Raw genomic sequence first — 21,204 nt, 5'->3', positions numbered from 1 at the left:
CGGCCCTCAATCTTGCTAACTTCGAAGAGGCTTACGCGTCTTCGAGTTCGTCCTCGGCCTGCACCGGGCCGCTGTCCTGGCCCTTGGCGTCTTCGTCGCGGTCGACGAATTCGATCACGGCCATCGGCGAAGCGTCGCCGGCGCGGATGCCGGCCTTGATCACGCGGGTATAGCCGCCGTCACGGTCGGCATAACGCTCGGCCAGCACGTCGAACAGCTTCTTGAGCTGGGTTTCGTCGAGCAGGCGGGCCTGTGCCAGACGGCGGTTCGACAAGCCGCCACGCTTGGCCAGCGTGACCAGCTTTTCGACATAGGGACGCAGTTCCTTCGCCTTGGCGGCGGTGGTGAGGATCTGCTCGTGCTTGATGAGAGCCGCTGCCATGTTGCGGAACAGGGCCTTGCGGTGACCGGTCTTGCGCTGCAGCTTGCGGCCGGAAATCTTGTGACGCATTTCAAATCTTCCTTCGTTCGAAAAGGGCCCGTGTCAGGTAGCCCAGTGCTGGTCGGTTAGGCCGACCGCCTGTTCCGTCATCCCAGCGAAAGCTGGGATCGCTGGTCGCCCGCGCGGTGCTGGCGGATAGAGGTCCCAGCTTTCGCTGGGACGACGTTGATCATCAGCCCAGCAGCTCCTGTTCGAGCTTCTTGGCCATTTCCTCGATGTTCTCCGGCGGCCAGCCCGGGATGTCCATCCCGAGGCGCAGGCCCATGCTGGAGAGCACTTCCTTGATCTCGTTGAGCGACTTGCGGCCGAAGTTCGGCGTGCGCAGCATCTCGGCTTCGGTCTTCTGGACCAGGTCGCCGATGTAGATGATGTTGTCGTTCTTGAGGCAGTTGGCCGAACGGACCGACAGTTCCAGCTCGTCGACCTTCTTGAGGAGGTAGCGGTTGAGCTGGTTGGCGTCCGATTCCTGCGGCTCGGCAGCGACACCGATCATGGTGCTCTGCGGCTGCGGGATGCCGTCTTCGAAGTGGACGAACAGCGTCAACTGGTCCTGCAGGATGCGCGCGGCATAGGCCACCGCGTCTTCAGGGGTGACGGTGCCATCGGTTTCGACGGTCAGGCTCAGCTTGTCGTAGTCGAGTTCCTGGCCGACGCGGGCGTTCTCGACCTTGTAGCTGACCTGGCGGATCGGCGAGTAGAGCGAGTCGACCGGGATCAGGCCGATCGGCGCATCGATCGGGCGGTTCTGAACGGCCGGAACGTAACCCTTGCCGGTGTCGGCGGTCAGTTCCATGTTCAGCGTCGCGCCTTCGTCGAGATGGCAGATCACCAGATCCTTGTTCATCACTTCGATGTCACCCGAGACGGCGATGTCGCCGGCCTTGACTTCAGCCGGGCCGGTGGCGGACAGCTGCAGCCGCTTGGGGCCTTCGCCTTCCATCTTCAGCGCGATCTGCTTCACGTTGAGGACGATGTCGGTCACGTCTTCACGCACGCCGGCAAGCGAGCTGAATTCGTGCAGCACGTTCTCGATCTTGATCGAGGTTATCGCCGCACCCTGGAGCGACGAGAGCAGCACGCGGCGCAGCGCGTTGCCGAGGGTGAGGCCGAAGCCGCGCTCAAGCGGTTCGGCAACGAAGGTCGCCTTGCGGGCCTTGTCGCCACTGTCCTTCAGTTCGAGCTGAGTGGGTTTCTTGAGTTCCTGCCAGTTCTTGGTGTTCACGGACATGGATTTCCCCTGGGGTTCGGATGCGGGCAGGACCGGCAGCGCCTTTGAAAGCGCGTCCGGTCCGAGAGAGGTGTCGGCGACCCGAGGGCCGCCGGGCAGGTTCGGATCAGACGCGGCGCCGTTTCGACGGCCGGACCCCGTTGTGCGGGATCGGCGTGACGTCGCGGATCGAAGTGATGGTGAAGCCCACGGCAGCGAGACCGCGCAGAGCGCTCTCGCGGCCCGAGCCCGGACCCTTCACTTCGACTTCGAGGGTGCGGACGCCGTGCTCGGCTGCCTTGCGACCGGCATCATCGGCGGCAACCTGGGCGGCATAGGGGGTCGACTTGCGGCTGCCCTTGAAGCCCATCATGCCGGCACTGGACCAGCTGATGGCATTGCCCTGTGCGTCGGTGATGGTGATCATGGTATTGTTGAAGCTGGCGTTGATGTGCGCAACACCGCTGGTGATGTTCTTGCGCTCGCGGCGCCGGATGCGGCCTGGTTCGCGTGCCATGGTGGTATTCCCCTAAATCAGATCAGAAAGCGAGAAGCGGGTGCCGAAAGGCTTGAGCCGCTGCTTACTTCTTCTTGCCGGCGATCGGCTTCGCCTTGCCCTTGCGGGTGCGCGCATTGGTGTGCGTGCGCTGGCCACGGACGGGAAGGCCGGCGCGATGGCGCAGGCCGCGATAGGACTTGAGGTCCATCAGCCGCTTGATGTTCATCGCGGTGTTGCGACGCAGGTCGCCTTCCACGGTGTAATCGGCGTCGATCGTCTCGCGCAGGCGAAGGACTTCCTCGTCGGAAAGATCCTGCACGCGGCGAGCATGGTCGATGCCCAGCTTGTTGGCGATTTCCACGGCAGTCGTGCGACCGATCCCGTGGATGTAGGTGAGCGCGATGATCACGCGCTTGTTGGTGGGGATATTGACCCCGGCAATACGAGCCACTTACTTCTCCATGCTCCACAGGGAATTGCGTGTTGCCACGCGGCCCCTATCTCATCGCTCAAATCCAATCGACAGGCCGGTCGGATGCCATGACAGCAAAAGGTCCGGATGGCGCGCGCTGAAGGCTGCCGCCTGCCGGACTCGTCCGAAACTGTCGAATGAATGGCGCGCATAGGGAGATTCGGGCTAGCCGTCAACCGTAACACGCGCAAAACGACGCGAGTGCCGAGATAGGCACCGCGCGATCTGGTTCAAGGGGTGTAACCCAGTGCAGCGAGCGTGTCAAAACTCCCTGCCGCAAGATGCCTTGCTCCCGCCTCAAACGGCCTTGCACTGCCCCCGAGCGGCACGCTCCTTGAGCGCATTGGCCCCGCCGAACAGCCGTGCGGCCGCAATGCGATAACCCGTAATCTCGGTTTCGGCTTCAAGGGCGGCCGCCCCAGCGACGAACTTTATCGAGACGCCCTGTCGGCCTCCTCCTGCTTCGCCGGCAAGAAGCGGCCCGGCGATCCGGCGCGCGATACCGATGCCTCCTCCACCGAAACTGTAGGTATCGGCCCCGATACGTGATTGCGGCACCGGGACATAACGATCGCTTGCGCTGCCCTGCCCGGTAACGCTGAAGTCGAGCTTGTAGCTTTCGAGGATATCGGCACCCTTGTTGGAGACCTCCTCGGACGTTCCCGTCAGCCTGCCGACGAATATCCGCAGGTCGGTCACCCCACCCTGCCCCAGCGCATCGAGCGCCTTGTCGCTCTGGTCGGCGTCAATCGCGAAATCGAGCAGGACCCCGAGCTTCATCGGCACCTTGGGGGCGAAGGCCATCTCTCGCAGGGTAACGTCGGTCTCGGGGACCCGGTAGGACAGATACCCTCCGAGCAGCAGCCCGTCCGACCCCTTGCGCAGCTCGATCTGGCCGCGATATCCATCGACCTCGCTGGTTGCCAGACGGCAAAGCGGGGTGCCGGCGGCCGCGACGGGAAAACATGCCAACCCCATCGCAACGGTAGCCAATGCCGTTGAAAGCACGCCAGCGCGGATGAACCGGATCACCCCGCATCCCCATCGCCGGGCTTCGGCGCCGGCTTGGGCGGGCTCACCTTGGCTTCGGCATCCTCCCCGGCGGCCCCGTCATCGAGGAAATCCTCGCCGATGGCGCGCGCTGGCTTCTCCGCAGGTTCCTTGTCTGGAGCTGCCCCCTCCTTTGGCGCTGCTTCAGCCGGCTCGGGTGCCGGCTTCGCTTCCGGATCGGGAATACGGCCAAGCTTGCCCGCTAGGCCGGCGAGCTGTTGCGACATCACGCCATCGACAGCCTTGGCAATCACCTCGGGTTCGTACCGCATGAAACCACCTACGACATATTCCCAGACGATGCGGGTGCCCTTCTCGATCGGCTTGAGCGTGATGGTGAGGACGCCGGTGACCGGCTCGCTCTGCAAAGGCCCCAGCGCGCCGCGCATCCGCAGCACTTTGCGCGGGTTGGCCTGGAGCACGATCATGTGCTGGACACTGCCATCGAGGCCGATGGCACCGTCCTTCTCCTGCGCGGGGATCCGCTCGCAGAAACACCCGCCGCCTTGCGGCGTAATCATCATATTGGCGGAATCACCGGACCAGGTGTGGTTGTCGCTCCACCAGTCGCCTGGCGAAATGAGCGCCAGCCACACCGCTTGCGGGTCAGCGCCGACGGCGGCGGCATCGCGGGTGACAAAGCCGCCGTCGGCGAGCTCGACAATCTCGGCCTGCGCGGGGGTGGCAAGCAGGCAGGCGGCCGCAAATGCGGCGGCGGTCAATCGGTTCATGGGTGTCCCTCCATACTCCCTGCCGTATTCCACGGACAGGCGCGGAGGGAAAGAGCCTAGGCCAGCAATGCCTCGATCGAAGAGGTCACTTCGTCCATCGACGCCATGCCGTCCACCCGCGAGACGATGCCGCGCTCTTCGTAGATCGGCAGGATCGGTGCGGTCTTGGACCGATATTCCTGCATCCGCGTGCGGACGGTTTCCTCATTGTCGTCGGGGCGGCGCTTGAACTCGGTCCCGCCGCAAACATCGCACACGCCCTCGACCTTCGGCAGCTTGTGCCGGTCGTGGTAGCCGGTGCCGCAGCTGGCGCAGGTGAAACGACCGGTGATACGGTCGACCAGCGCGTCTTCATCGACTTCGAGCTCGATCACCTTGTCGAGCGTACGTCCGTGCGCCTCGAGGATCTGGTCCAGCGCATGTGCCTGAGCCGCAGTGCGCGGATAGCCGTCGAAAATAGCGCCGGTTTCCGGACCCATCGACGCCAGCTCGTCGGAGATCAGTGCCGAGACGATCTCGTCGCTGACGAGTTCGCCCGCTTCCATGATCGCCTTGACCTTGAGCCCGGTCGGCGTCTCGTTCTTGACCGCGGCGCGCAACATGTCGCCGGTCGACAACTGCTTCATGCCATGGTTGTCGACCAGACGCTGGGCCTGCGTGCCCTTGCCCGCGCCCGGAGGCCCCAGAAGGATGATGTTCACTTGCGCAATACCCCCAGATTGCACGCGCGCCTAGCGCATGCGGCCCTTGAGCTTGGCCTTCTTGATAAGGTCACCGTACTGGTGCGCCAGCAGGTGCGACTGGATCTGGCTGATGGTATCCACAGTGACGTTGACCACGATCAGCAGGCTGGTGCCGCCAAGGAACAGCGGGATGCCGGTCTGGGCGATGGCATACTCCGGAAGCACGCAGACAATCGTCAGATAGATCGCGCCAACCACCGTAATGCGGGTCAGGACGTAATCGAGATAGTCGGCGGTCCGCTTGCCCGGGCGGATGCCGGGAATGAAGCCGCCATTGCGCTTCAGGTTCTCCGACGTCTCCTCGGGGTTGAACACAACCGCAGTGTAGAAGAAGCAGAAGAAGATGATGCCGATGGCATAGAGCGTCATGTAGATCGGCTGACCGTGCTGCAGATATTGCAGCACAGACTGGAGGATCTGACCTGACTGGGTCGTGGTATCGACACTGTTGCCGGCAAACTGGGTGATCGTCAGCGGCAACAGCAGCAGCGAGCTGGCGAAGATCGGGGGAATGACGCCCGCCGTGTTGAGCTTGAGCGGCAAATGCGAACGGTCAGCCTGCATCATACCGCGCTGGGTCGCGCGCTTGGGATACTGGATCAGCAGGCGGCGCTGGGCCCGCTCGACGAAGCAGATGAACAGGATCAGGCCGACGATCATCAGCAAGAAGGCGATGATCAGGAATGCGCTGATCGAGCCGGTCCGACCGCCTTCGAACATGTTGACGGCAAACCCGGGGAACTGGGCCACGATGCCCGCCATGATGATCAGCGACACGCCATTGCCGATACCGCGGCTGGTGATCTGCTCGCCCAGCCACAGCAGGAACATCGTCCCGCCGATCAGGCTGATGATGGCGCTGACCATGAACAGGTTTTCCGGGATCACGATCAGGTTCTGCGCAATCCCGTTTTGCGCGATAAAGTAGCCCTGCAGCGCGCACAGGAACACCGTGCCGTAGCGGGTGTACTGGTTCAGCTTCTGGCGCCCGCTGGCACCCTCCTTCTTCAACGCCATCAGTGCCGGATGGAGCGAGGCGGCCATCTGCACCACGATCGAGGCCGTGATATAGGGCATCACGCCCAGCGCGATCAGGCTCATGTTGGCCAGCGCGCCACCGGTGAAGGTGTTGAAGATGTCGATCAGCGTGCCCGAAGTCCGCTCGTTGAACGCCGCCAGCGCCTTGGGGTTGATCCCGGCGAGCGGCACGAAGCTGAGGAAGCGGAACACGATCAAGGCACCGATTGTGAACCAGATACGGTTCTGCAGCTCGGTGGCCTTGGAGAAGTTCGCGAGGCTAAGGTTGCTCGCAATATTGTCGGCGCGTGAAGCCATGATACGCTGTCAATCCTGGGTTGGAGCCAGCCCGTCCCGGCTCAGACCGGATAGATAGGGAGCGGGTGGCCCGATGTCGAACCCCCGCTCCCCGATTTTCTCTACTACTTGACCTTGGCGGCCTTGTTCGCAGCGGCGCGGGCCGCCTTCTTTTCGTGCTCGGGCTGGGCCGGAGCGGCCACTTCGACGCTGCCGCCGGCCTTTTCGACCGCTGCAATCGCGCCCTTGGTCGCGCCGGTGACGACGAACTTCACCTTGGCGGTGATTTCGCCCTTGCCGAGCAGGCGGATGCCGTCCTTGCCGCCGCGAGCGAGACCGGCCGCACGCAGCGCGTCTTCGGTCACGTCAGCCTTGGCGTCGAGCTTCTTGGCGTCGATGAACTTCTGCACCATACCGATGTTCACTTCGGCGTAGTCCTTGCCGAACGGGTTGTTGAACCCGCGCTTCGGCAGGCGCATGTGCAGCGGCATCTGGCCACCTTCGAAGCCCTTGATGGCCACGCCCGAACGGCTCTTCTGGCCCTTCTGGCCGCGCGCCGCGGTCTTGCCCTTGCCCGAGCCGATGCCCCGGCCGACACGCATACGGCCCTTCCGGGCACCGTCGTTGTCACGGATGTCGTTGAGTTTCATAGTCTTGCACTCGCTTTCGCTTTGTTCGCGCTGGAAATGATGAACCCCGCCGCAGCGGGGCCCATGATTGTTAGTCGACGATCGTCACCAGATGCGGGATCTTGGCGATCGCGCCGCGCACCTCGGGGGTGTCCTGGCGCTCGACGACCTTGTGCATCTTGTTCAGCCCGAGACCGATGAGGATCTGGCGCTGGCTTTCGGGGCGACGGATCGGCGAACCGATCTGCTTGATCTTGATGGTAGCCATCTAAGTTACTCCGCCATCGCAGCGGCGTCGGCTTCCGCCTCGGCTGCGCTCGCGCCACCGCGACCGAGCAGGTCTGCGACCTTCTTGCCGCGACGCTGGGCCACCGACTTCGGCGAAGTCTGGTTGGTCAGCGCGTCGAAGGTGGCGCGGATCATGTTGTAGGGGTTCGAAGTGCCGACCGACTTGGTCACCACGTCGGCGACGCCCAGGCTTTCGAAGACGGCGCGCATCGGACCGCCGGCGATGATACCGGTGCCCGGAGGAGCCGTGCGGACGGTTACCTTGCCGGCGCCGAAACGGCCATTGCCGTCATGGTGCAGCGTGCGGCCTTCCTTGAGCGGAACGCGGATCATCTTCTTGCGCGCAGCGGCGGTTGCCTTGGTGATGGCTTCCGGCACTTCGCGTGCCTTGCCATGACCGAAACCGACGCGGCCCGAACCGTCACCCACGACGACCAGCGCCGCGAAGCCGAAGCGCTTGCCGCCCTTCACCGTCTTCGAGACGCGGTTGATGTGGACGAGCTTCTCGATGATGCCGTCGTCTTCTTCCTCACGCTTGCCGCGACGATCGTCACGGCCACCGCGGCCACGGCCACGGCCGCCTTCGCCACGTTCGCCGCCACGACCACCGCGCCCGCGGCGCGGCTCGCCCGGATCGCCCGAGTCGGCCGACTGCGTATCCGCAGCTTCCGACGGGGTCTCGGCAACGGCCGGGGTTTCGACAGCGGCGGTCGCTTCGACCTGCGCTTCGGTGTTGTTGTTTTCGGTGTTTTCGTTCTCAGGCATCATCAGAACTCCAGCCCGCCTTCGCGGGCGGCGTCGGCCAGCGCCTTGACGCGGCCATGGAACAGGAACCCGCCGCGATCGAACACGACAGTGGTCACACCCGCCTTCTTGGCGGCGGCGGCGATGTCCTTGCCAACCTGCGCAGCGGCAGTGACGTTCGCACCCGAGGCCTTCGAGCCAAGGGTCGAAGCGGCAGCAACGGTCTTGCCGTCGGCATCGTCGATGACCTGGGCATAGATGTGCTTGCCGGTGCGGTGGACCGACAGCCGCAGCTTGCCGCCCGCACGCTTGCGCAGCGCGGTACGGACCCGGCGACGGCGGCGTTCAAAGAGAGAAAGCTTTGCCATCTTACTTCTTCTTCCCTTCCTTGCGGAAGATGTATTCGCCGCGATAGGCGATACCCTTGCCCTTGTACGGCTCCGGCTTGCGCCAGCGACGGACTTCGGCGGCAAACTGGCCGACGGCCTGCTTGTCGATCCCCGAAATCTCGATCGTGGTCTGGTCCGGGGTCTTCACTTCGAGACCTTCCGGAACGGCCAGATCGACGTCGTGGCTGTAGCCGAGCTGCAGCTTGAGGTTCTTGCCCTGCGCATTGGCGCGGTAGCCGACGCCCTTGATGTCGAGGATCTTGGTGAAGCCGTCGGTGACGCCTTCGACCAGGTTCGACACCAGGGTGCGCTGCATGCCCCAGTGATTGCGCGCAGCGCGCGTGTCGTTCGCCGGCTTGACGCTGATTTCACCGTCTTCGAGCTTGTACTCGATCAGGTCGGTCAGGCCCATGGACAGGGTGCCCTTGGGACCCTTGACCGTCAGCGTATCGCCTTCGATCTTGGCCTCGACCCCGCTCGGGATCGCGACCGGCTTCTTGCCGATGCGGCTCATCAGAACACCTCCGCCAGCACTTCGCCGCCGACGTTCTGCGAACGGGCTTCCGCGTCGGAAAGCACGCCCTTGGGCGTCGAGACGATGGTGATGCCGAGGCCGTTGCGGATCACCGGGAGTTCCTTCGAACCCGAGTAGACCCGGCGGCCAGGCTTGGAGACGCGAGCGACGTGCTTGATCGCCGGCTCGCCTTCGAAATACTTCAGCTCGATGCGCAGCTGCGGGTGCTTGCCCGAAGCGTCGTCGCTGTAGCCACGGATGTAGCCTTCGCGCTGGAGCACTTCGAGGACATTTGCACGCAGCTTCGACGCGGGCGACAGGACGCTGTCCTTCTTCGCACGCTGGCCGTTGCGGATGCGGGTGAGCATATCACCCAGGGGATCGGTCATAGCCATCTATCGATTCCTCACCAGCTCGACTTGGTCAGGCCCGGAATCAGGCCCTTGTTGCCGAGATTACGCAGCTCGATACGGTTGATGCCGAACTTGCGATAATAGCCGCGCGGGCGGCCGGTGGTGGCGCAGCGGTTGCGCACGCGGGTCGGGTTAGCGTTCCGCGGCAGTTCCGCCATCTTCAGGCGCGCAATCAGACGCTCGGTTTCGTCGAGCGACTTGTCATCCGCAATTGCCTTCAGCTTCTCGTACTTGGCAGCGTACTGCGCGACGAGCTTCTTGCGCTTTTCGTTCTTATTGATCGAACTCAGTTTCGCCATTGGACTTAAGTTCCTCTGTTAGCGGCTCACGCCGCTTCCTTCTCTTCAGACGCTTCCGCCGGGAACGGGAAACCGAACAGGCGCAGCAGTTCGCGCGCTTCTTCGTCCGTCTTGGCGGTGGTGGTCACGATGATATCCATGCCCCGAACCTTCTCGATCTGGTCGTACGAGATTTCCGGGAAGATGATCTGTTCCTTCAGGCCCATGGCATAATTGCCACGGCCATCGAACGACTTGGGGTTGAGACCACGGAAGTCGCGGATACGCGGCATCGCGATGGTCACCAGGCGATCGAGGAATTCGTACATGCGTTCGCGGCGCAGGGTGACCTTGCAACCGATCGGCATGCCTTCACGCAGCTTGAACTGCGCGATCGACTTCTTGGCCTTGGTGATGACCGGCTTCTGGCCGGCAATCAGCGCCATTTCCTCGGCAGCCGTCTGGACCTTCTTCTTGTCCTGGCTGGCTTCGCCCACACCCATGTTGAGCGTGATCTTTTCCAGCTTCGGCACTTCCATGCGGTTCTTGTAACCGAACTTCTCGGTCATCGCCTTGACGATCTGGTCGTCATACTTGGCACGCATGCGCGGGGCCGGGGCGTTCGACTTATCAGCCATCGATGGTCTCCCCACTCTTCACGGCGACGCGAACCTTCTTCCCGTCCTTCTCTTCGATACGGACGCGGGTCGGCTTGCCGGTCTTCGGGTCAGCCACGGCAACCTTGGCGATGTGCATCGGCGCCTCGAAGCGGTCGATGCCACCCTGCGGGTTGGCCTGGCTCGGCTTGCGGTGACGGGCGATCACATTGACGCCTTCGACGACGACCTTGCCGTCTTTCGGCATGACCTTCGCGACGGTGCCGGTCTTGCCCTTGTCCTTGCCGGACAGGACGACGACGCTGTCACCCTTCTTGATCTTGGCGGAAGCCATTACAGCACCTCCGGTGCGAGCGAGATGATCTTCATGAACCCGCGGCCGCGCAGTTCGCGCACCACCGGGCCGAAGATACGGGTACCGATCGGCTCTTCGTTCTTGTTGACGAGCACGGCGGCATTGCTGTCGAAGCGGATCACGCTGCCATCGGGGCGGCGGACGTCCTTCTTCGTGCGCACGATGACAGCGCGATGGACATCGCCCTTCTTCACCTTGGTGCGCGGCTGGGCTTCCTTGACGGAAACCACGATCACGTCACCGACGCTCGCGGTGCGACGCTTCGAGCCACCCAGTACTTTGATGCACTGGACGCGCTTGGCGCCGCTGTTATCCGCGACGTCGAGATTGGATTGCATCTGGATCATCGATCCGGTTCCTTCTCACTGGCTTGCCGAGACACCCAAACCGACTGGGGCCCGGCAGTTCCTACCGTCTAAACTTGTCCTGAGCCCGTCGAAGGGTCAGTTGCCCGGGGTGGCTTCGGCCACATCGAGATCGGCCTCGACCGCCTGCACGCCGCCCGCGGTCACGCGGTCCTTGACGAGCCAGGTCTTGGTCTTCGAGATCGGCTTGGTCTCTTCGATGCGGACGACATCGCCCAGGGTGTATTCGTTGTTCTCGTCGTGCGCGTGGTACTTCTTCGAACGGCGGATGATCTTCCCGTAGAGCGGGTGCTTCACCTTGCGTTCGACCAGCACGGTCACGGTCTTGTCGGTCTTGTCGGAGGTGACAGTCCCGATCAGGATACGCTTCGGCATTGTCTAACTCCTCAAGCCTTCGCGGCGCGGGCGCGTTCGCCCTGCAGCGTCTTGATGGTGGCGATGGAGCGGCGGACTTCGCGGATGCGGGCCGGCTTCTCCAGCTGGTTGGTTGCCGCCTGGAAGCGCAGGTTGAACTGCTCGCGCTTCAGCTCGACGAGCTCTTCGGCGAGCTGGTCGTCGCTCTTCTGGCGCAGGTCTTCGACTTTAGCCATTATTCGCCTCCCAGGTGCGAGGTGTCGCCGAGACGGGCAACGACCTTGGTCTTGATCGGCAGCTTCATCGCGGCGCGTTCGAACGCGGTCGCGGCGATCGGGCCGGGAACACCGTCGAGTTCGAACAGGATACGACCCGGCTTGACGCGGGCAGCCCAGTATTCGATCGAGCCCTTGCCCTTACCCTGACGCACTTCGGCCGGCTTCTTCGAGACCGGCACGTCCGGGAAGACGCGGATCCAGAGACGGCCCTGACGCTTGATGGCGCGGGTGATGGCACGACGGGCGGCTTCGATCTGACGCGCGGTCAGACGCTCCGGTTCCATCGCCTTCAGGCCATAGGACCCGAAGTTGAGCGTGGTGCCGCCCTTGGCGTTGCCATGGATCTTGCCCTTGAACGCCTTGCGGAACTTGGTTTTCTTCGGTTGCAGCATGGTTCTTTCCTAATCCTGCAATCAGCGAGCCGGACGCACGCCGGAAGTCTGCGCTTCCATCATCAGACGGTCCTGTGCGGTCGGATCGTGAGCGAGGATCTCGCCCTTGAAGATCCAGCACTTGATGCCGATGATGCCATAAGCGGTCAGAGCTTCAGCTTCTGCGTAATCGACGTTGGCGCGCAGCGTGTGCAGCGGCACGCGGCCTTCACGGTACCACTCGACGCGGGCGATTTCAGCACCGCCGAGACGGCCGCCACAGACGATCTTGATGCCTTCCGCGCCAAGGCGGAGAGCCGACTGCACGGCGCGCTTCATGGCGCGACGGAAGGCGACGCGGCGGATCAGCTGGTCGGCGATGCCCTGGGCGACGAGCTTGGCATCGATTTCCGGCTTGCGGATTTCGACGATGTTCAGCTTCACTTCGCTGGCGGTCATCGTGGCGAGCTTCGAACGCAGCTTCTCGATGTCGGCGCCCTTCTTGCCGATGATCACGCCAGGGCGTGCGGCATAGATGGAAACGCGGCACAGCTTGGCCGGACGCTCGATCACAACCTTGGAGATAGCTGCCTGGGGCAGGCTTTCCATGATGTAGTTGCGGATCTCGATGTCTTCCTTGAGCAGCTGCGCATAGTCACGCCCTTCGGCGTACCAGCGGCTGTCCCAGGTGCGGTTGATCTGCAGGCGCAGACCGATCGGATTGCTCTTCTGGCCCATCTTACGCCTCTTCCACTTCGCGCACGACGATCCGCAGCCGACTGAACGGCTTGAGGATGCGGGTGCTCTTGCCGCGGCCACGGGTGTGGAACCGCTTCATGGTGATCGACTTGCCGACCGAAGCCTCGGCGACGACGAGAGCGTCGACGTCAAGGTCGTGGTTGTTTTCGGCATTGGCGATTGCCGAAGCGAGCACCTTGCTCGCATCGCGTGCCATCGCCCGCTTCGAGAAAGCGAGGATGTTCATCGCTTCTTCGGCCTTCTTGCCACGGATCAGCGCGGCAACGAGGTTCAGCTTCTGTGCCGAACCACGGATCGTGGTGCCGACGGCCAGAGCCTCGTTATCGCCGACGCGGCGGGGTGCTTTTGCCTTGCCCATTAGCGCTTGCCCTTCTTGTCGGCAGCGTGACCCGGGAAAGTGCGCGTGGGTGCGAACTCGCCGAGCTTGTGACCGACCATTTCTTCCGAAACGGAGACGGGGATGAACTTGTGGCCGTTGTAGACGTTGAACGTCAGGCCAACGAACTGCGGCAGGATCGTGCTGCGACGCGACCAGGTCTTGATCGGCGCACGGCCACCGCTTTCCTGTGCCGTCTCGGCCTTCTTGAGAAGGCTGAGTTCGACGAAGGGACCTTTCCAGACGGAACGAGCCATGTCGGATTACCTCTTCTTCTTCGCGTGGCGCGAGCGGATGATCATCTTGTCCGTCGCCTTGTTGTTGCGGGTCCGGGCGCCCTTGGTCGGCTTGCCCCACGGAGTAACCGGATGACGGCCACCCGAGGTGCGGCCTTCGCCACCACCGTGCGGGTGATCGACCGGGTTCTTGGCGACACCGCGGGTCAGCGGACGACGGCCCTTCCAGCGGGTGCGGCCGGCCTTGCCGAAATTCTGGTTCTGGTTGTCGGGGTTCGACACCGCGCCAACCGTACCCATGCAATCGGCGCGCAGGTAACGCTGCTCGCCCGAGTTGAGGCGAACGATGACCATCCCGCGGTCACGACCGACGAGCTGGACATAGGCGCCGGCCGAACGGGCGATCTGGCCGCCCTTGCCCGGCTTCATCTCGACATTGTGGCAGATCGTGCCGACCGGCATCTGGCCCAGCAACATGGCGTTGCCCGGCTTGGTGTCGGTCTTCTCGCCCGCGATCACCTTGTCACCGACAGCGAGGCGCTGCGGAGCGATGATGTAGGCCAGCTCATCGTCGGCGTACTTGATGAGCGCGATGAAGGCGGTGCGATTGGGATCGTATTCGATCCGCTCGACAGTGCCTTCGACGTCCCACTTGCGACGCTTGAAGTCGATGAAACGGTACTTCTGCTTGTGACCGCCGGCGATGCCGCGCGAGGTCACGTGGCCCTTGTTGTTGCGGCCACCCGTTTTGCGCTTGCCTTCGGTCAGCGCCTTGACCGGCTTGCCCTTGTAGAGCGCCGACTTGTCGACGAGGATCAGGCCGCGGCGTGCGGGGCTGGTCGGGTTGTAGTTCTTGAGTGCCATGGTTCCTGCCCTCAGATCGCGCTGGTGAAGTCGATCGGATCCTGGCCGTCGGCCAGCGTCACGATCGCCTTCTTCATGTCGGTGCGCTTGTAGGGCTTGCCCTTCCAGCGCTTGGTCTTGCCCTTGACGACAATCGTGTTCACGCCAGCGACCTTGCGATCGTAGATGGCCTCGATGGCCTCCTTGATCTGCGACTTGGTCGCGTCGCCTGCCACCTTGAAGACCGTCGCGTTGTGCTCGGACAGCAGCGTCGACTTCTCGGTGATGTGCGGGGCAACGATCACGTCATAATGACGGGCATCGATCTGCTTCGACTTAGCCATTGAAACGCGCCTCCAGCTTGGCGACAGCGTCCTTGGTCAGGACCAGCGTGTCGTGCTTCAGGATGTCGTAAACATTGGCACCCATCGCCGGCAGCACATTCACGCCCGGGATGTTGCCGGCTGCCATGCGGAAGCCTTCGTTCACGGTTTCACCGTCGATCACCAGGACCTTGCCGTTCCAGCCGTTCTTGCCGAAGGTTTCGACAAGCGCCTTGGTCTTGGCGTCCTTGAGCTCGAGGCTGTCGACGACGACCAGACCGGCTTTCGCCCTGGTGCTGAGTGCCATCTTGAGGCCAAGAGCGCGGATCTTCTTGTTCAGCGACGGGTTGAAGTCGCGCTTGCGCGCACCGTGGGCCTTGCCGCCGCCGATGAAGATCGGAGCTGCACGGTCACCGTGACGAGCCGTACCGCCGCCCTTCTGGCGACCGAACTTCTTGCCGGTGCGGGCAACGTCTGCACGCTCACGGGTCGGGCGGGCAGTGGCGCGGCGGCTTTCGAGCTGCCACGTCACGACGCGGTGGAGGATGTCGGCGCGCGGCTCGACACCGAACACGGCATCGTTGAGCTCGACATCACCGGCAGCCTTGCCGTCGATTTTCTGGACCTTCACCTTCACGGATCAGCCCTCCTTGTTTTCATCGCTGGCGGGCGCTTCGGCCTCGGCAGCAGCGGTTTCTTCAGCGACGGTGTCCGCTGCTTCGACCTGGTCGGCGAGCTTGGGCTCGTCGGCTTCCGGTTTCGGCGCGTTCTTGTCGAGGACGACACCGGGGAACGGCACGTCGGCGGGAAGCGGCAGCTTCACGGCGTCACGAACCAGCATCCAGCTGTTCTTGGCACCCGGAACCGAACCCTTGACGAACAGAAGGCCACGCTCGGCATCGGTACGAACGATTTCGAGGTTCTGCTGGGTGCGCTGACGGTCGCCCATGTGGCCGGCCATCTTCTTGCCCTTGAACACGCGGCCCGGATCCTGGCGGTTACCGGTCGAACCGTGAGCACGGTGACTGATCGAGACGCCGTGCGTCGCGCGCATACCGCCGAAGCCCCAGCGCTTCATCGCACCGGCAAAACCCTTGCCCTGCGTGTGGCCGGTGACGTCGACCATCTGGCCGGCAACGAAGTGCTCTGCGCTGATGGTCGAACCGACCGGCAGCAGCGCGTCTTCGCTCTCGAGCCGGAACTCGGCAACCTTCTGCTTCAGGCCGACTTCGGCCTTGGCAAAATGCTCGCGCTGCGGCTTGTTGACATTCTTCTGCTTGGCCACACCCGAACCGACCTGCAGCGCGACGTAGCCGTCACGGTCTGCGGTGCGGTGGGACACGACCTGGCAATCTTCCAGGGCCAGAACGGTCACGGGAACGTGACGTCCATCCTCCTGGAACAGGCGGGTCATCCCGACTTTCTTTGCGATCACGCCAGTGCGCATCGTCAAACTCCTAACAGAGGCACCAGAGGCCCATCCCCTGGTGCTTGCGGACCCGCCCAAGGTGGACAGATCCATTCAACCCGAATTTGATGCATCGCCCCGTCCGGGCTGAGTGCTCGCACGGCCACCGGGCCGGTTGAGCGAGACGGGGGACGCAGACCCGGACAAGTCCGGCGGTATCCCAATGTCTTGCCGATCCTGCTGGATCAGCGGGGCCGTTGGAGCCCCTGAAAGTCTCTGGTCATATTTAGCGTCCCACCAGGAGGACAGAGACCCCGCTTTCGCGGGGGCTTCGGCAAATTGGCTCAGGCCAATTTGATTTCGACGTTCACGCCAGCGGCCAGATCGAGCTTCATCAGAGCATCGACCGTCTGGGCGTTGGGCTGCACGATGTCGAGCAACCGCTTGTACGTACGCACCTCGAACTGCTCGCGCGACTTCTTGTCGATGTGCGGGCCGCGGTTCACGGTGAACTTCTCGATGCGCGTCGGCATGGGAATGGGGCCGCGAATAAGCGCGCCGGTCCGGCGGGCCGTGTCGGCGATCTCACCAGTGGCCTGGTCGAGAACGCGGTGGTCGAACGCCTTGAGGCGAATGCGGATATTCTGAGCTTCCATAACCTGCACCGATGCGAAAGAGCCAAAAATCACCGGCACGTCAGGTCACCCTGCCGTTCCGGCGGTTTCAATTATCTCACCCAATCCATAGCTTCCGCCTGACCTGATCTCTTGTCGAGGGGCCAAACCGAACCGACGGATTGGAAAAAATTTTGCCCGCTCGGGAGCGGGCTTGGGCGCGCCTATACGGGCAACACCGATTCTGGGCAAGCCCCTATTCCTACATTTTTGCGTCAGCGCGATCAGCGCAGAAAACAGGCATCCAGATAGATCACTTCGCCTTGCTGCCCGAAGAACTGGTCGCGAGTCCCGGCAAAGCGAAAACCGAGGTCCGTCAGGAGCCCGTGAAGCTCTGCGAAACTGGCCTGCCCCTGGTAAAGCGGGCTCACACAGACTTCGAGAACGATCCCCGCAGACTGGCTGAGCGTCTCCCGGCCACCGGTGATCAAATGCGCCTCGAACCCCTGGACATCCATCTTGATCACCAAAGGACCCGGTAGTGGCACACCCTGCTCTGCCGCCCATTCATCCAGCCTGCGCTGACGGACCGGGGTCGTGACGGTTTCTGCCAGCGCCGGGAACAGGGCAACGCTCTCTTCGGTTTGCGTCAGCAATGAGGATGAGGAAGGCGAGTTCGGGTTGAACTGCATGTCCACCATCCCTTCGCTATCCCCCAGCGCAATATGGTGAGCATGGATGCGAAGGTTGCGGGCGGCGACCTTCTCTAGCCGGGCGAAGCTGACCGGGTGAGGTTCGAAACAATGGATCCGCGCCTGCGGAAACGCCGCGAGCAATTCGCGTTCTGCCAGTTCCCCGCCACAGGCACCGATGTCGAGCACGGTTCGGGCTCCCAGCGCGGTCATGCCGCACCAGCCATCGCCGTGATGCTTGCCCGAAATCGCCTGCCCTGCCCCGACCAGAAGCTGGCTGGCACGGGTCTGTAGACGACCGGAAATGCGGGTGAGCAGGTTCATGGCTGCCAGCTACCACCCGCGTCCATAAGAAAACACCCCCTCCCTTTGCCGGGAGAGGGTGCTTCTATCGCTTGCGCGTGTGTTGTCAGATCACACGGTGATCTTGGCAACGACGCCCGAGCCGACGGTGCGGCCGCCTTCGCGAATAGCGAAGCGAAGGCCTTCGTCCATGGCGATCGGGGCGATCAGCTTGACGCCGATCGACACGTTATCGCCCGGCATCACCATTTCGGTGCCTTCGGGAAGGATCACTTCGCCGGTCACGTCGGTGGTGCGGAAGTAGAACTGCGGGCGGTAGTTGGCGAAGAACGGCGTGTGACGGCCGCCTTCGTCCTTCGACAGCACGTAGACTTCGGCGCTGAACTCGGTGTGCGGCTTGACCGAACCGGGCTTGCAGAGGACCTGGCCACGCTCGACCGCTTCACGGGCGACGCCGCGGATCAGGGCACCGATGTTGTCGCCAGCTTCGCCGCGATCAAGCAGCTTGCGGAACATCTCGACGCCGGTGACGACGGTCTTCTGGGTGTCCTTGATGCCGACGATTTCGACTTCGTCGCCAACGTTCACGATACCCGATTCGACGCGACCGGTGACCACGGTGCCACGACCCGAGATCGAGAACACGTCTTCGATCGGCATCAGGAACGGCTTGTCGACCGGACGTTCCGGCTGCGGGATGTGGGCGTCAACGGCCTTCATCAGCTCGATGATCGAGTCCTTGCCGATGTTGTCGTCGCGACCTTCAAGAGCGGCCAGAGCCGAACCCTTGACGATCGGAATGTTGTCGCCATCGAAGTCGTAGTCGCTGAGCAGTTCGCGGATTTCCATTTCGACGAGCTCGATCAGCTCTTCGTCGTCGACCTGGTCGACCTTGTTCAGGTACACGACCAGCGCCGGCACGCCGACCTGACGCGACAGCAGGATGTGCTCGCGGGTCTGCGGCATCGGGCCGTCGGCAGCGTTCACGACCAGGATCGCGCCGTCCATCTGGGCGGCACCGGTGATCATGTTCTTGACGTAGTCAGCGTGACCCGGGCAGTCGACGTGGGCGTAGTGGCGCGCTTCGGTTTCGTACTCGACGTGTGCGGTCGAGATGGTGATGCCGCGCTCGCGCTCTTCCGGAGCCTTGTCGATGTTGGCGAAATCAACGGCCGAACCGCCGTAGGTTTCAGCCATCACCTTGGTGATCGCCGCGGTCAGCGTGGTCTTGCCGTGGTCAACGTGACCGATGGTGCCGACGTTGCAGTGCGGCTTGTTCCGCTCGAATTTTTCCTTAGCCATTTTTCAAATAACCTCTGCTTGAAAATTGAATCTGTGCGGGAGAGGTGCGGCACCCGCCGAAACAGGCGCCGCCCCTAGACGTATCGCTCGCCTTAGGCAAGCTTCTCCTTGACTTCGGCCGCGACGTTTGCCGGGACTTCGTCGTAATGGCTGAACTGCATCGTGTACTGGGCGCGGCCCTGGGTGAACGAGCGCAGTTCGTTGACGTAGCCGAACATGTTGGCGAGCGGCACCATGGCCTCGACGGCCTGGGCGTTACCGCGCGTGTCGGTGCCCTGGATCTGGCCGCGACGGCTGTTGATGTCGCCGATGACGTCGCCGAGATAATCCTCGGGGGTCACCACTTCGACCTTCATGATCGGCTCAAGCAGCTTGATGCCTGATTTCTCGGCCACTTCGCGCATCGCTCCGCGACCGGCGATTTCGAACGCAATCGCGCTCGAGTCGACGTCATGGTAGGCACCGTCATATAGTTCCACGGTGAAGTCGATGATCGGGAAGCCGACGAGATAGCCGCTTTCGGCCTGCTCGCGGAAACCCTTTTCGATCGCCGGGATGTACTCCTTGGGGATGTTGCCGCCCTTGATGTTGTCTTCGAAGACGAAGCCCTGGCCACGCTCGCCCGGGGCGACCTTGACCTTGACGCGGCCGAACTGGCCCGAGCCGCCCGACTGCTTCTTGTGGGTGTAATCGACTTCGACCGGACGCGCGAGATACTCGCGGTAGGCCACCTGCGGCGCACCGACGTTGGCTTCGACCTTGAACTCGCGCTTCATGCGATCGACGAGGATGTCGAGGTGCAGTTCGCCCATGCCCTTGATGATCGTCTGGCCCGATTCGTGGTCGGTCGAAACGCGGAACGAGGGATCCTCGGCAGCCAAGCGGTTGAGCGCAACGCCCATCTTTTCCTGGTCGGCCTTGGTCTTCGGTTCCACCGACAGTTCGATCACCGGCTCGGGGAATTCCATCCGCTCGAGAATGATCGGCTTGGCCGGATCGCACAGGGTGTCACCGGTGGTGGTGTCCTTCATGCCTGCCAGCGCGACGATGTCGCCGGCGAATGCCTCTTCGATGTCCTCGCGGTTGTTCGAGTGCATCAGCAGCATGCGGCCGATCTTTTCCTTCTTGTCCTTCACCGAGTTCAGGACCTGGCCCTTGGTGAGCTTGCCCGAATAGATGCGGGTGAAGGTCAGCGAGCCGACGAAGGGATCGTTCATGATCTTGAACGCCAGCGCCGAGAACGGGGCATCGTCGCTCGAGGGGCGCTCGGCTTCCTCGTCGCTGTCGGGCAGAACGCCCTTGATCGCCGGCACGTCGAGCGGGCTCGGCATGTAGTCGACAACGGCGTCGAGCAGCGGCTGGACACCCTTGTTCTTGAACGCCGAACCGCACACCACGGGCACGAAGTCGCGCGCCATGGTGCCCTTGCGGATCAGCTTCTTGAGCGTCGCCGCGTCAGGCTCGTTGCCTTCGAGGTACTGTTCCATCACGTCGTCGTCCTGCTCGACGGCAGTTTCGACCAGCTTTTCGCGATATTCGGCAGCCTTCTCGGCGAGGTCGGCGGGAATGTCGATGAACTCGTACTTCGCGCCCAGGTCTTCGGCCTGCCACACGATGCCGCGCATGTTGACGAGGTCGACCACGCCCTTGAGGTCGCTTTCAGCGCCGATCGGGAGATAGAGCACCAGCGGCACCGCGCCGAGGCGGTCGATGATCGACTGGACGCAGTAGTAGAAGTCGGCTCCGGTGCGATCCAGTTTATTAATGAAGCACATCCGCGGAACGCCGTACTTGTCGGCCTGGCGCCACACGGTTTCGGACTGCGGTTCGACGCCGGCGACGCCGTCAAACACGGCGACGGCACCGTCGAGCACGCGCAGCGAGCGTTCGACTTCGATGGTGAAGTCGACGTGGCCGGGGGTGTCGATGATGTTGATGCGGTGCTTGGGCTGGTTCGCACGCAGGTCTTCCGGGTTCGAGCGGGGATCCATGGTCGGATCCTCGGCGGTCCAGAAGGTCGTGGTCGCGGCGGAAGTGATTGTAATCCCTCGCTCCTGCTCCTGCTCCATCCAGTCCATGGTGGCGGCGCCGTCATGGACTTCGCCGATCTTGTAGGACTTGCCGGTGTAGTAGAGGATGCGTTCGGTGGTGGTGGTCTTGCCGGCATCGATGTGGGCCATGATGCCGATATTGCGGTAACGCTCCAGCGGATACTCGCGGGCCATGTGGAATTCCTCGAATGTGGGGGCGGACTGGGTTGCGCCCCATATAGTGACGAGTGTGACTACTTAAAGT

General features: G+C 63.0%; 32 protein-coding genes. All 32 read right to left on the bottom strand.

The features are described from left to right. Window positions 1–31: 31 nt before the first annotated feature. On the bottom strand, window positions 32–451 hold the full coding sequence (gene rplQ, locus LY632_RS06755) for a 50S ribosomal protein L17 (protein ID WP_234093031.1): 420 nt from the start codon (window positions 449–451) through the stop codon (window positions 32–34). A gap of 163 nt (window positions 452–614) precedes the next feature. Beyond that, window positions 615–1,670 (bottom strand): DNA-directed RNA polymerase subunit alpha, encoded by a 1,056-nt coding sequence (locus LY632_RS06750; protein WP_234093030.1) that lies wholly within the window; start codon window positions 1,668–1,670, stop codon window positions 615–617. 106 nt (window positions 1,671–1,776) lie between these two features. Then, window positions 1,777–2,166 carry a 30S ribosomal protein S11 gene (gene rpsK / locus LY632_RS06745; RefSeq protein WP_234093029.1) on the bottom strand — a complete coding sequence of 130 codons (390 nt, stop codon included), beginning with the start codon at window positions 2,164–2,166 and terminating at the stop codon, window positions 1,777–1,779. Between the two features lie 64 nt (window positions 2,167–2,230). Beyond that, window positions 2,231–2,599, bottom strand: a complete 369-nt coding sequence (gene rpsM / locus LY632_RS06740) for a 30S ribosomal protein S13 (protein WP_234093028.1) — start codon at window positions 2,597–2,599, stop codon at window positions 2,231–2,233. 318 nt (window positions 2,600–2,917) lie between these two features. Continuing rightward, window positions 2,918–3,652, bottom strand: coding sequence for a hypothetical protein (locus LY632_RS06735; protein WP_234093027.1), 735 nt, complete (start codon window positions 3,650–3,652; stop codon window positions 2,918–2,920). Then, window positions 3,649–4,401, bottom strand: coding sequence for an SRPBCC family protein (locus tag LY632_RS06730; RefSeq protein ID WP_234093026.1), 753 nt, complete (start codon window positions 4,399–4,401; stop codon window positions 3,649–3,651). Before LY632_RS06730 ends, LY632_RS06735 begins: the two co-directional genes overlap by 4 nt. A 56-nt stretch (window positions 4,402–4,457) precedes the next feature. Next, on the bottom strand, window positions 4,458–5,102 hold the full coding sequence (locus LY632_RS06725; RefSeq protein ID WP_234093025.1) for an adenylate kinase: 645 nt from the start codon (window positions 5,100–5,102) through the stop codon (window positions 4,458–4,460). A gap of 30 nt (window positions 5,103–5,132) precedes the next feature. Next, complete coding sequence (secY, locus tag LY632_RS06720) at window positions 5,133–6,479, bottom strand: preprotein translocase subunit SecY (RefSeq protein WP_234093024.1); 1,347 nt, start codon at window positions 6,477–6,479, stop codon at window positions 5,133–5,135. 104 nt (window positions 6,480–6,583) lie between these two features. Continuing rightward, the gene (gene rplO, locus LY632_RS06715) at window positions 6,584–7,108 is read right to left on the bottom strand and encodes a 50S ribosomal protein L15 (protein ID WP_234093023.1); all 525 of its coding nucleotides are present in this window, start codon (window positions 7,106–7,108) and stop codon (window positions 6,584–6,586) included. Between the two features lie 70 nt (window positions 7,109–7,178). Then, the gene (rpmD, locus tag LY632_RS06710; RefSeq protein ID WP_234093022.1) at window positions 7,179–7,355 is read right to left on the bottom strand and encodes a 50S ribosomal protein L30; all 177 of its coding nucleotides are present in this window, start codon (window positions 7,353–7,355) and stop codon (window positions 7,179–7,181) included. A gap of 5 nt (window positions 7,356–7,360) precedes the next feature. After that, window positions 7,361–8,143 (bottom strand): 30S ribosomal protein S5, encoded by a 783-nt coding sequence (gene rpsE, locus LY632_RS06705; protein ID WP_234093021.1) that lies wholly within the window; start codon window positions 8,141–8,143, stop codon window positions 7,361–7,363. Further along, window positions 8,143–8,487, bottom strand: coding sequence for a 50S ribosomal protein L18 (gene rplR / locus LY632_RS06700; protein ID WP_234093020.1), 345 nt, complete (start codon window positions 8,485–8,487; stop codon window positions 8,143–8,145). Before rplR ends, rpsE begins: the two co-directional genes overlap by 1 nt. 1 nt (window position 8,488) lies before the next feature. Beyond that, window positions 8,489–9,022 (bottom strand): 50S ribosomal protein L6, encoded by a 534-nt coding sequence (gene rplF, locus LY632_RS06695; protein ID WP_234093019.1) that lies wholly within the window; start codon window positions 9,020–9,022, stop codon window positions 8,489–8,491. Beyond that, window positions 9,022–9,417, bottom strand: a complete 396-nt coding sequence (gene rpsH / locus LY632_RS06690; RefSeq protein ID WP_234093018.1) for a 30S ribosomal protein S8 — start codon at window positions 9,415–9,417, stop codon at window positions 9,022–9,024. The genes rplF and rpsH overlap by 1 nt, the downstream gene beginning before the upstream one ends. Before the next feature lie 11 nt (window positions 9,418–9,428). Further along, on the bottom strand, window positions 9,429–9,734 hold the full coding sequence (gene rpsN / locus LY632_RS06685; protein WP_234093017.1) for a 30S ribosomal protein S14: 306 nt from the start codon (window positions 9,732–9,734) through the stop codon (window positions 9,429–9,431). A 26-nt stretch (window positions 9,735–9,760) separates the two neighbouring features. Beyond that, window positions 9,761–10,351, bottom strand: coding sequence for a 50S ribosomal protein L5 (rplE, locus tag LY632_RS06680; RefSeq protein ID WP_234093016.1), 591 nt, complete (start codon window positions 10,349–10,351; stop codon window positions 9,761–9,763). Continuing rightward, window positions 10,344–10,664 (bottom strand): 50S ribosomal protein L24, encoded by a 321-nt coding sequence (gene rplX / locus LY632_RS06675; protein WP_234093015.1) that lies wholly within the window; start codon window positions 10,662–10,664, stop codon window positions 10,344–10,346. Before rplX ends, rplE begins: the two co-directional genes overlap by 8 nt. Further along, a complete protein-coding gene (gene rplN, locus LY632_RS06670; RefSeq protein ID WP_006831888.1) occupies window positions 10,664–11,032 on the bottom strand; it encodes a 50S ribosomal protein L14 in 369 nt (122 codons plus the stop codon). Before rplN ends, rplX begins: the two co-directional genes overlap by 1 nt. Before the next feature lie 96 nt (window positions 11,033–11,128). Continuing rightward, entirely contained in the window at window positions 11,129–11,425 is a 297-nt protein-coding gene (rpsQ, locus tag LY632_RS06665; protein ID WP_234093014.1) for a 30S ribosomal protein S17, read from the bottom strand. An 11-nt stretch (window positions 11,426–11,436) separates the two neighbouring features. Then, a complete protein-coding gene (gene rpmC, locus LY632_RS06660; RefSeq protein ID WP_234093013.1) occupies window positions 11,437–11,640 on the bottom strand; it encodes a 50S ribosomal protein L29 in 204 nt (67 codons plus the stop codon). After that, window positions 11,640–12,074 (bottom strand): 50S ribosomal protein L16, encoded by a 435-nt coding sequence (gene rplP / locus LY632_RS06655; RefSeq protein ID WP_234093012.1) that lies wholly within the window; start codon window positions 12,072–12,074, stop codon window positions 11,640–11,642. The genes rpmC and rplP overlap by 1 nt, the downstream gene beginning before the upstream one ends. Window positions 12,075–12,095: 21 nt before the next feature. Further along, window positions 12,096–12,791, bottom strand: a complete 696-nt coding sequence (rpsC, locus tag LY632_RS06650) for a 30S ribosomal protein S3 (RefSeq protein WP_234093011.1) — start codon at window positions 12,789–12,791, stop codon at window positions 12,096–12,098. A gap of 1 nt (window position 12,792) precedes the next feature. Then, window positions 12,793–13,170 (bottom strand): 50S ribosomal protein L22, encoded by a 378-nt coding sequence (gene rplV / locus LY632_RS06645; RefSeq protein ID WP_234093010.1) that lies wholly within the window; start codon window positions 13,168–13,170, stop codon window positions 12,793–12,795. Further along, window positions 13,170–13,445 carry a 30S ribosomal protein S19 gene (gene rpsS, locus LY632_RS06640; protein WP_234093009.1) on the bottom strand — a complete coding sequence of 92 codons (276 nt, stop codon included), beginning with the start codon at window positions 13,443–13,445 and terminating at the stop codon, window positions 13,170–13,172. The genes rplV and rpsS overlap by 1 nt, the downstream gene beginning before the upstream one ends. A 6-nt stretch (window positions 13,446–13,451) precedes the next feature. After that, a complete protein-coding gene (rplB, locus tag LY632_RS06635) occupies window positions 13,452–14,288 on the bottom strand; it encodes a 50S ribosomal protein L2 (RefSeq protein ID WP_234093008.1) in 837 nt (278 codons plus the stop codon). 11 nt (window positions 14,289–14,299) lie between these two features. Then, window positions 14,300–14,611: a 50S ribosomal protein L23 gene (locus tag LY632_RS06630; protein ID WP_234093007.1), complete on the bottom strand. Its 312-nt coding sequence runs from the start codon at window positions 14,609–14,611 to the stop codon at window positions 14,300–14,302. Beyond that, window positions 14,604–15,227: a 50S ribosomal protein L4 gene (gene rplD / locus LY632_RS06625; protein ID WP_234093006.1), complete on the bottom strand. Its 624-nt coding sequence runs from the start codon at window positions 15,225–15,227 to the stop codon at window positions 14,604–14,606. The genes LY632_RS06630 and rplD overlap by 8 nt, the downstream gene beginning before the upstream one ends. A gap of 3 nt (window positions 15,228–15,230) precedes the next feature. After that, on the bottom strand, window positions 15,231–16,037 hold the full coding sequence (rplC, locus tag LY632_RS06620) for a 50S ribosomal protein L3 (RefSeq protein WP_234093005.1): 807 nt from the start codon (window positions 16,035–16,037) through the stop codon (window positions 15,231–15,233). A gap of 305 nt (window positions 16,038–16,342) precedes the next feature. After that, window positions 16,343–16,654: a 30S ribosomal protein S10 gene (gene rpsJ, locus LY632_RS06615; protein ID WP_006831877.1), complete on the bottom strand. Its 312-nt coding sequence runs from the start codon at window positions 16,652–16,654 to the stop codon at window positions 16,343–16,345. A 242-nt stretch (window positions 16,655–16,896) separates the two neighbouring features. Next, window positions 16,897–17,628: an FkbM family methyltransferase gene (locus tag LY632_RS06610; protein WP_234093004.1), complete on the bottom strand. Its 732-nt coding sequence runs from the start codon at window positions 17,626–17,628 to the stop codon at window positions 16,897–16,899. A 90-nt stretch (window positions 17,629–17,718) separates the two neighbouring features. Further along, window positions 17,719–18,909, bottom strand: a complete 1,191-nt coding sequence (tuf, locus tag LY632_RS06605; protein ID WP_234093003.1) for an elongation factor Tu — start codon at window positions 18,907–18,909, stop codon at window positions 17,719–17,721. A gap of 92 nt (window positions 18,910–19,001) precedes the next feature. Continuing rightward, window positions 19,002–21,134 carry an elongation factor G gene (gene fusA / locus LY632_RS06600; protein WP_234093002.1) on the bottom strand — a complete coding sequence of 711 codons (2,133 nt, stop codon included), beginning with the start codon at window positions 21,132–21,134 and terminating at the stop codon, window positions 19,002–19,004. Window positions 21,135–21,204 lie beyond the last annotated feature (70 nt).

Origin of the sequence: Erythrobacter sp. SDW2 (genome assembly GCF_021431965.1) — a bacterium.
Lineage (GTDB): Bacteria > Pseudomonadota > Alphaproteobacteria > Sphingomonadales > Sphingomonadaceae > Parerythrobacter.
Note: the sequence above shows the minus strand (reverse complement) of the source record. Positions and strands in the feature narration are given on the sequence as shown.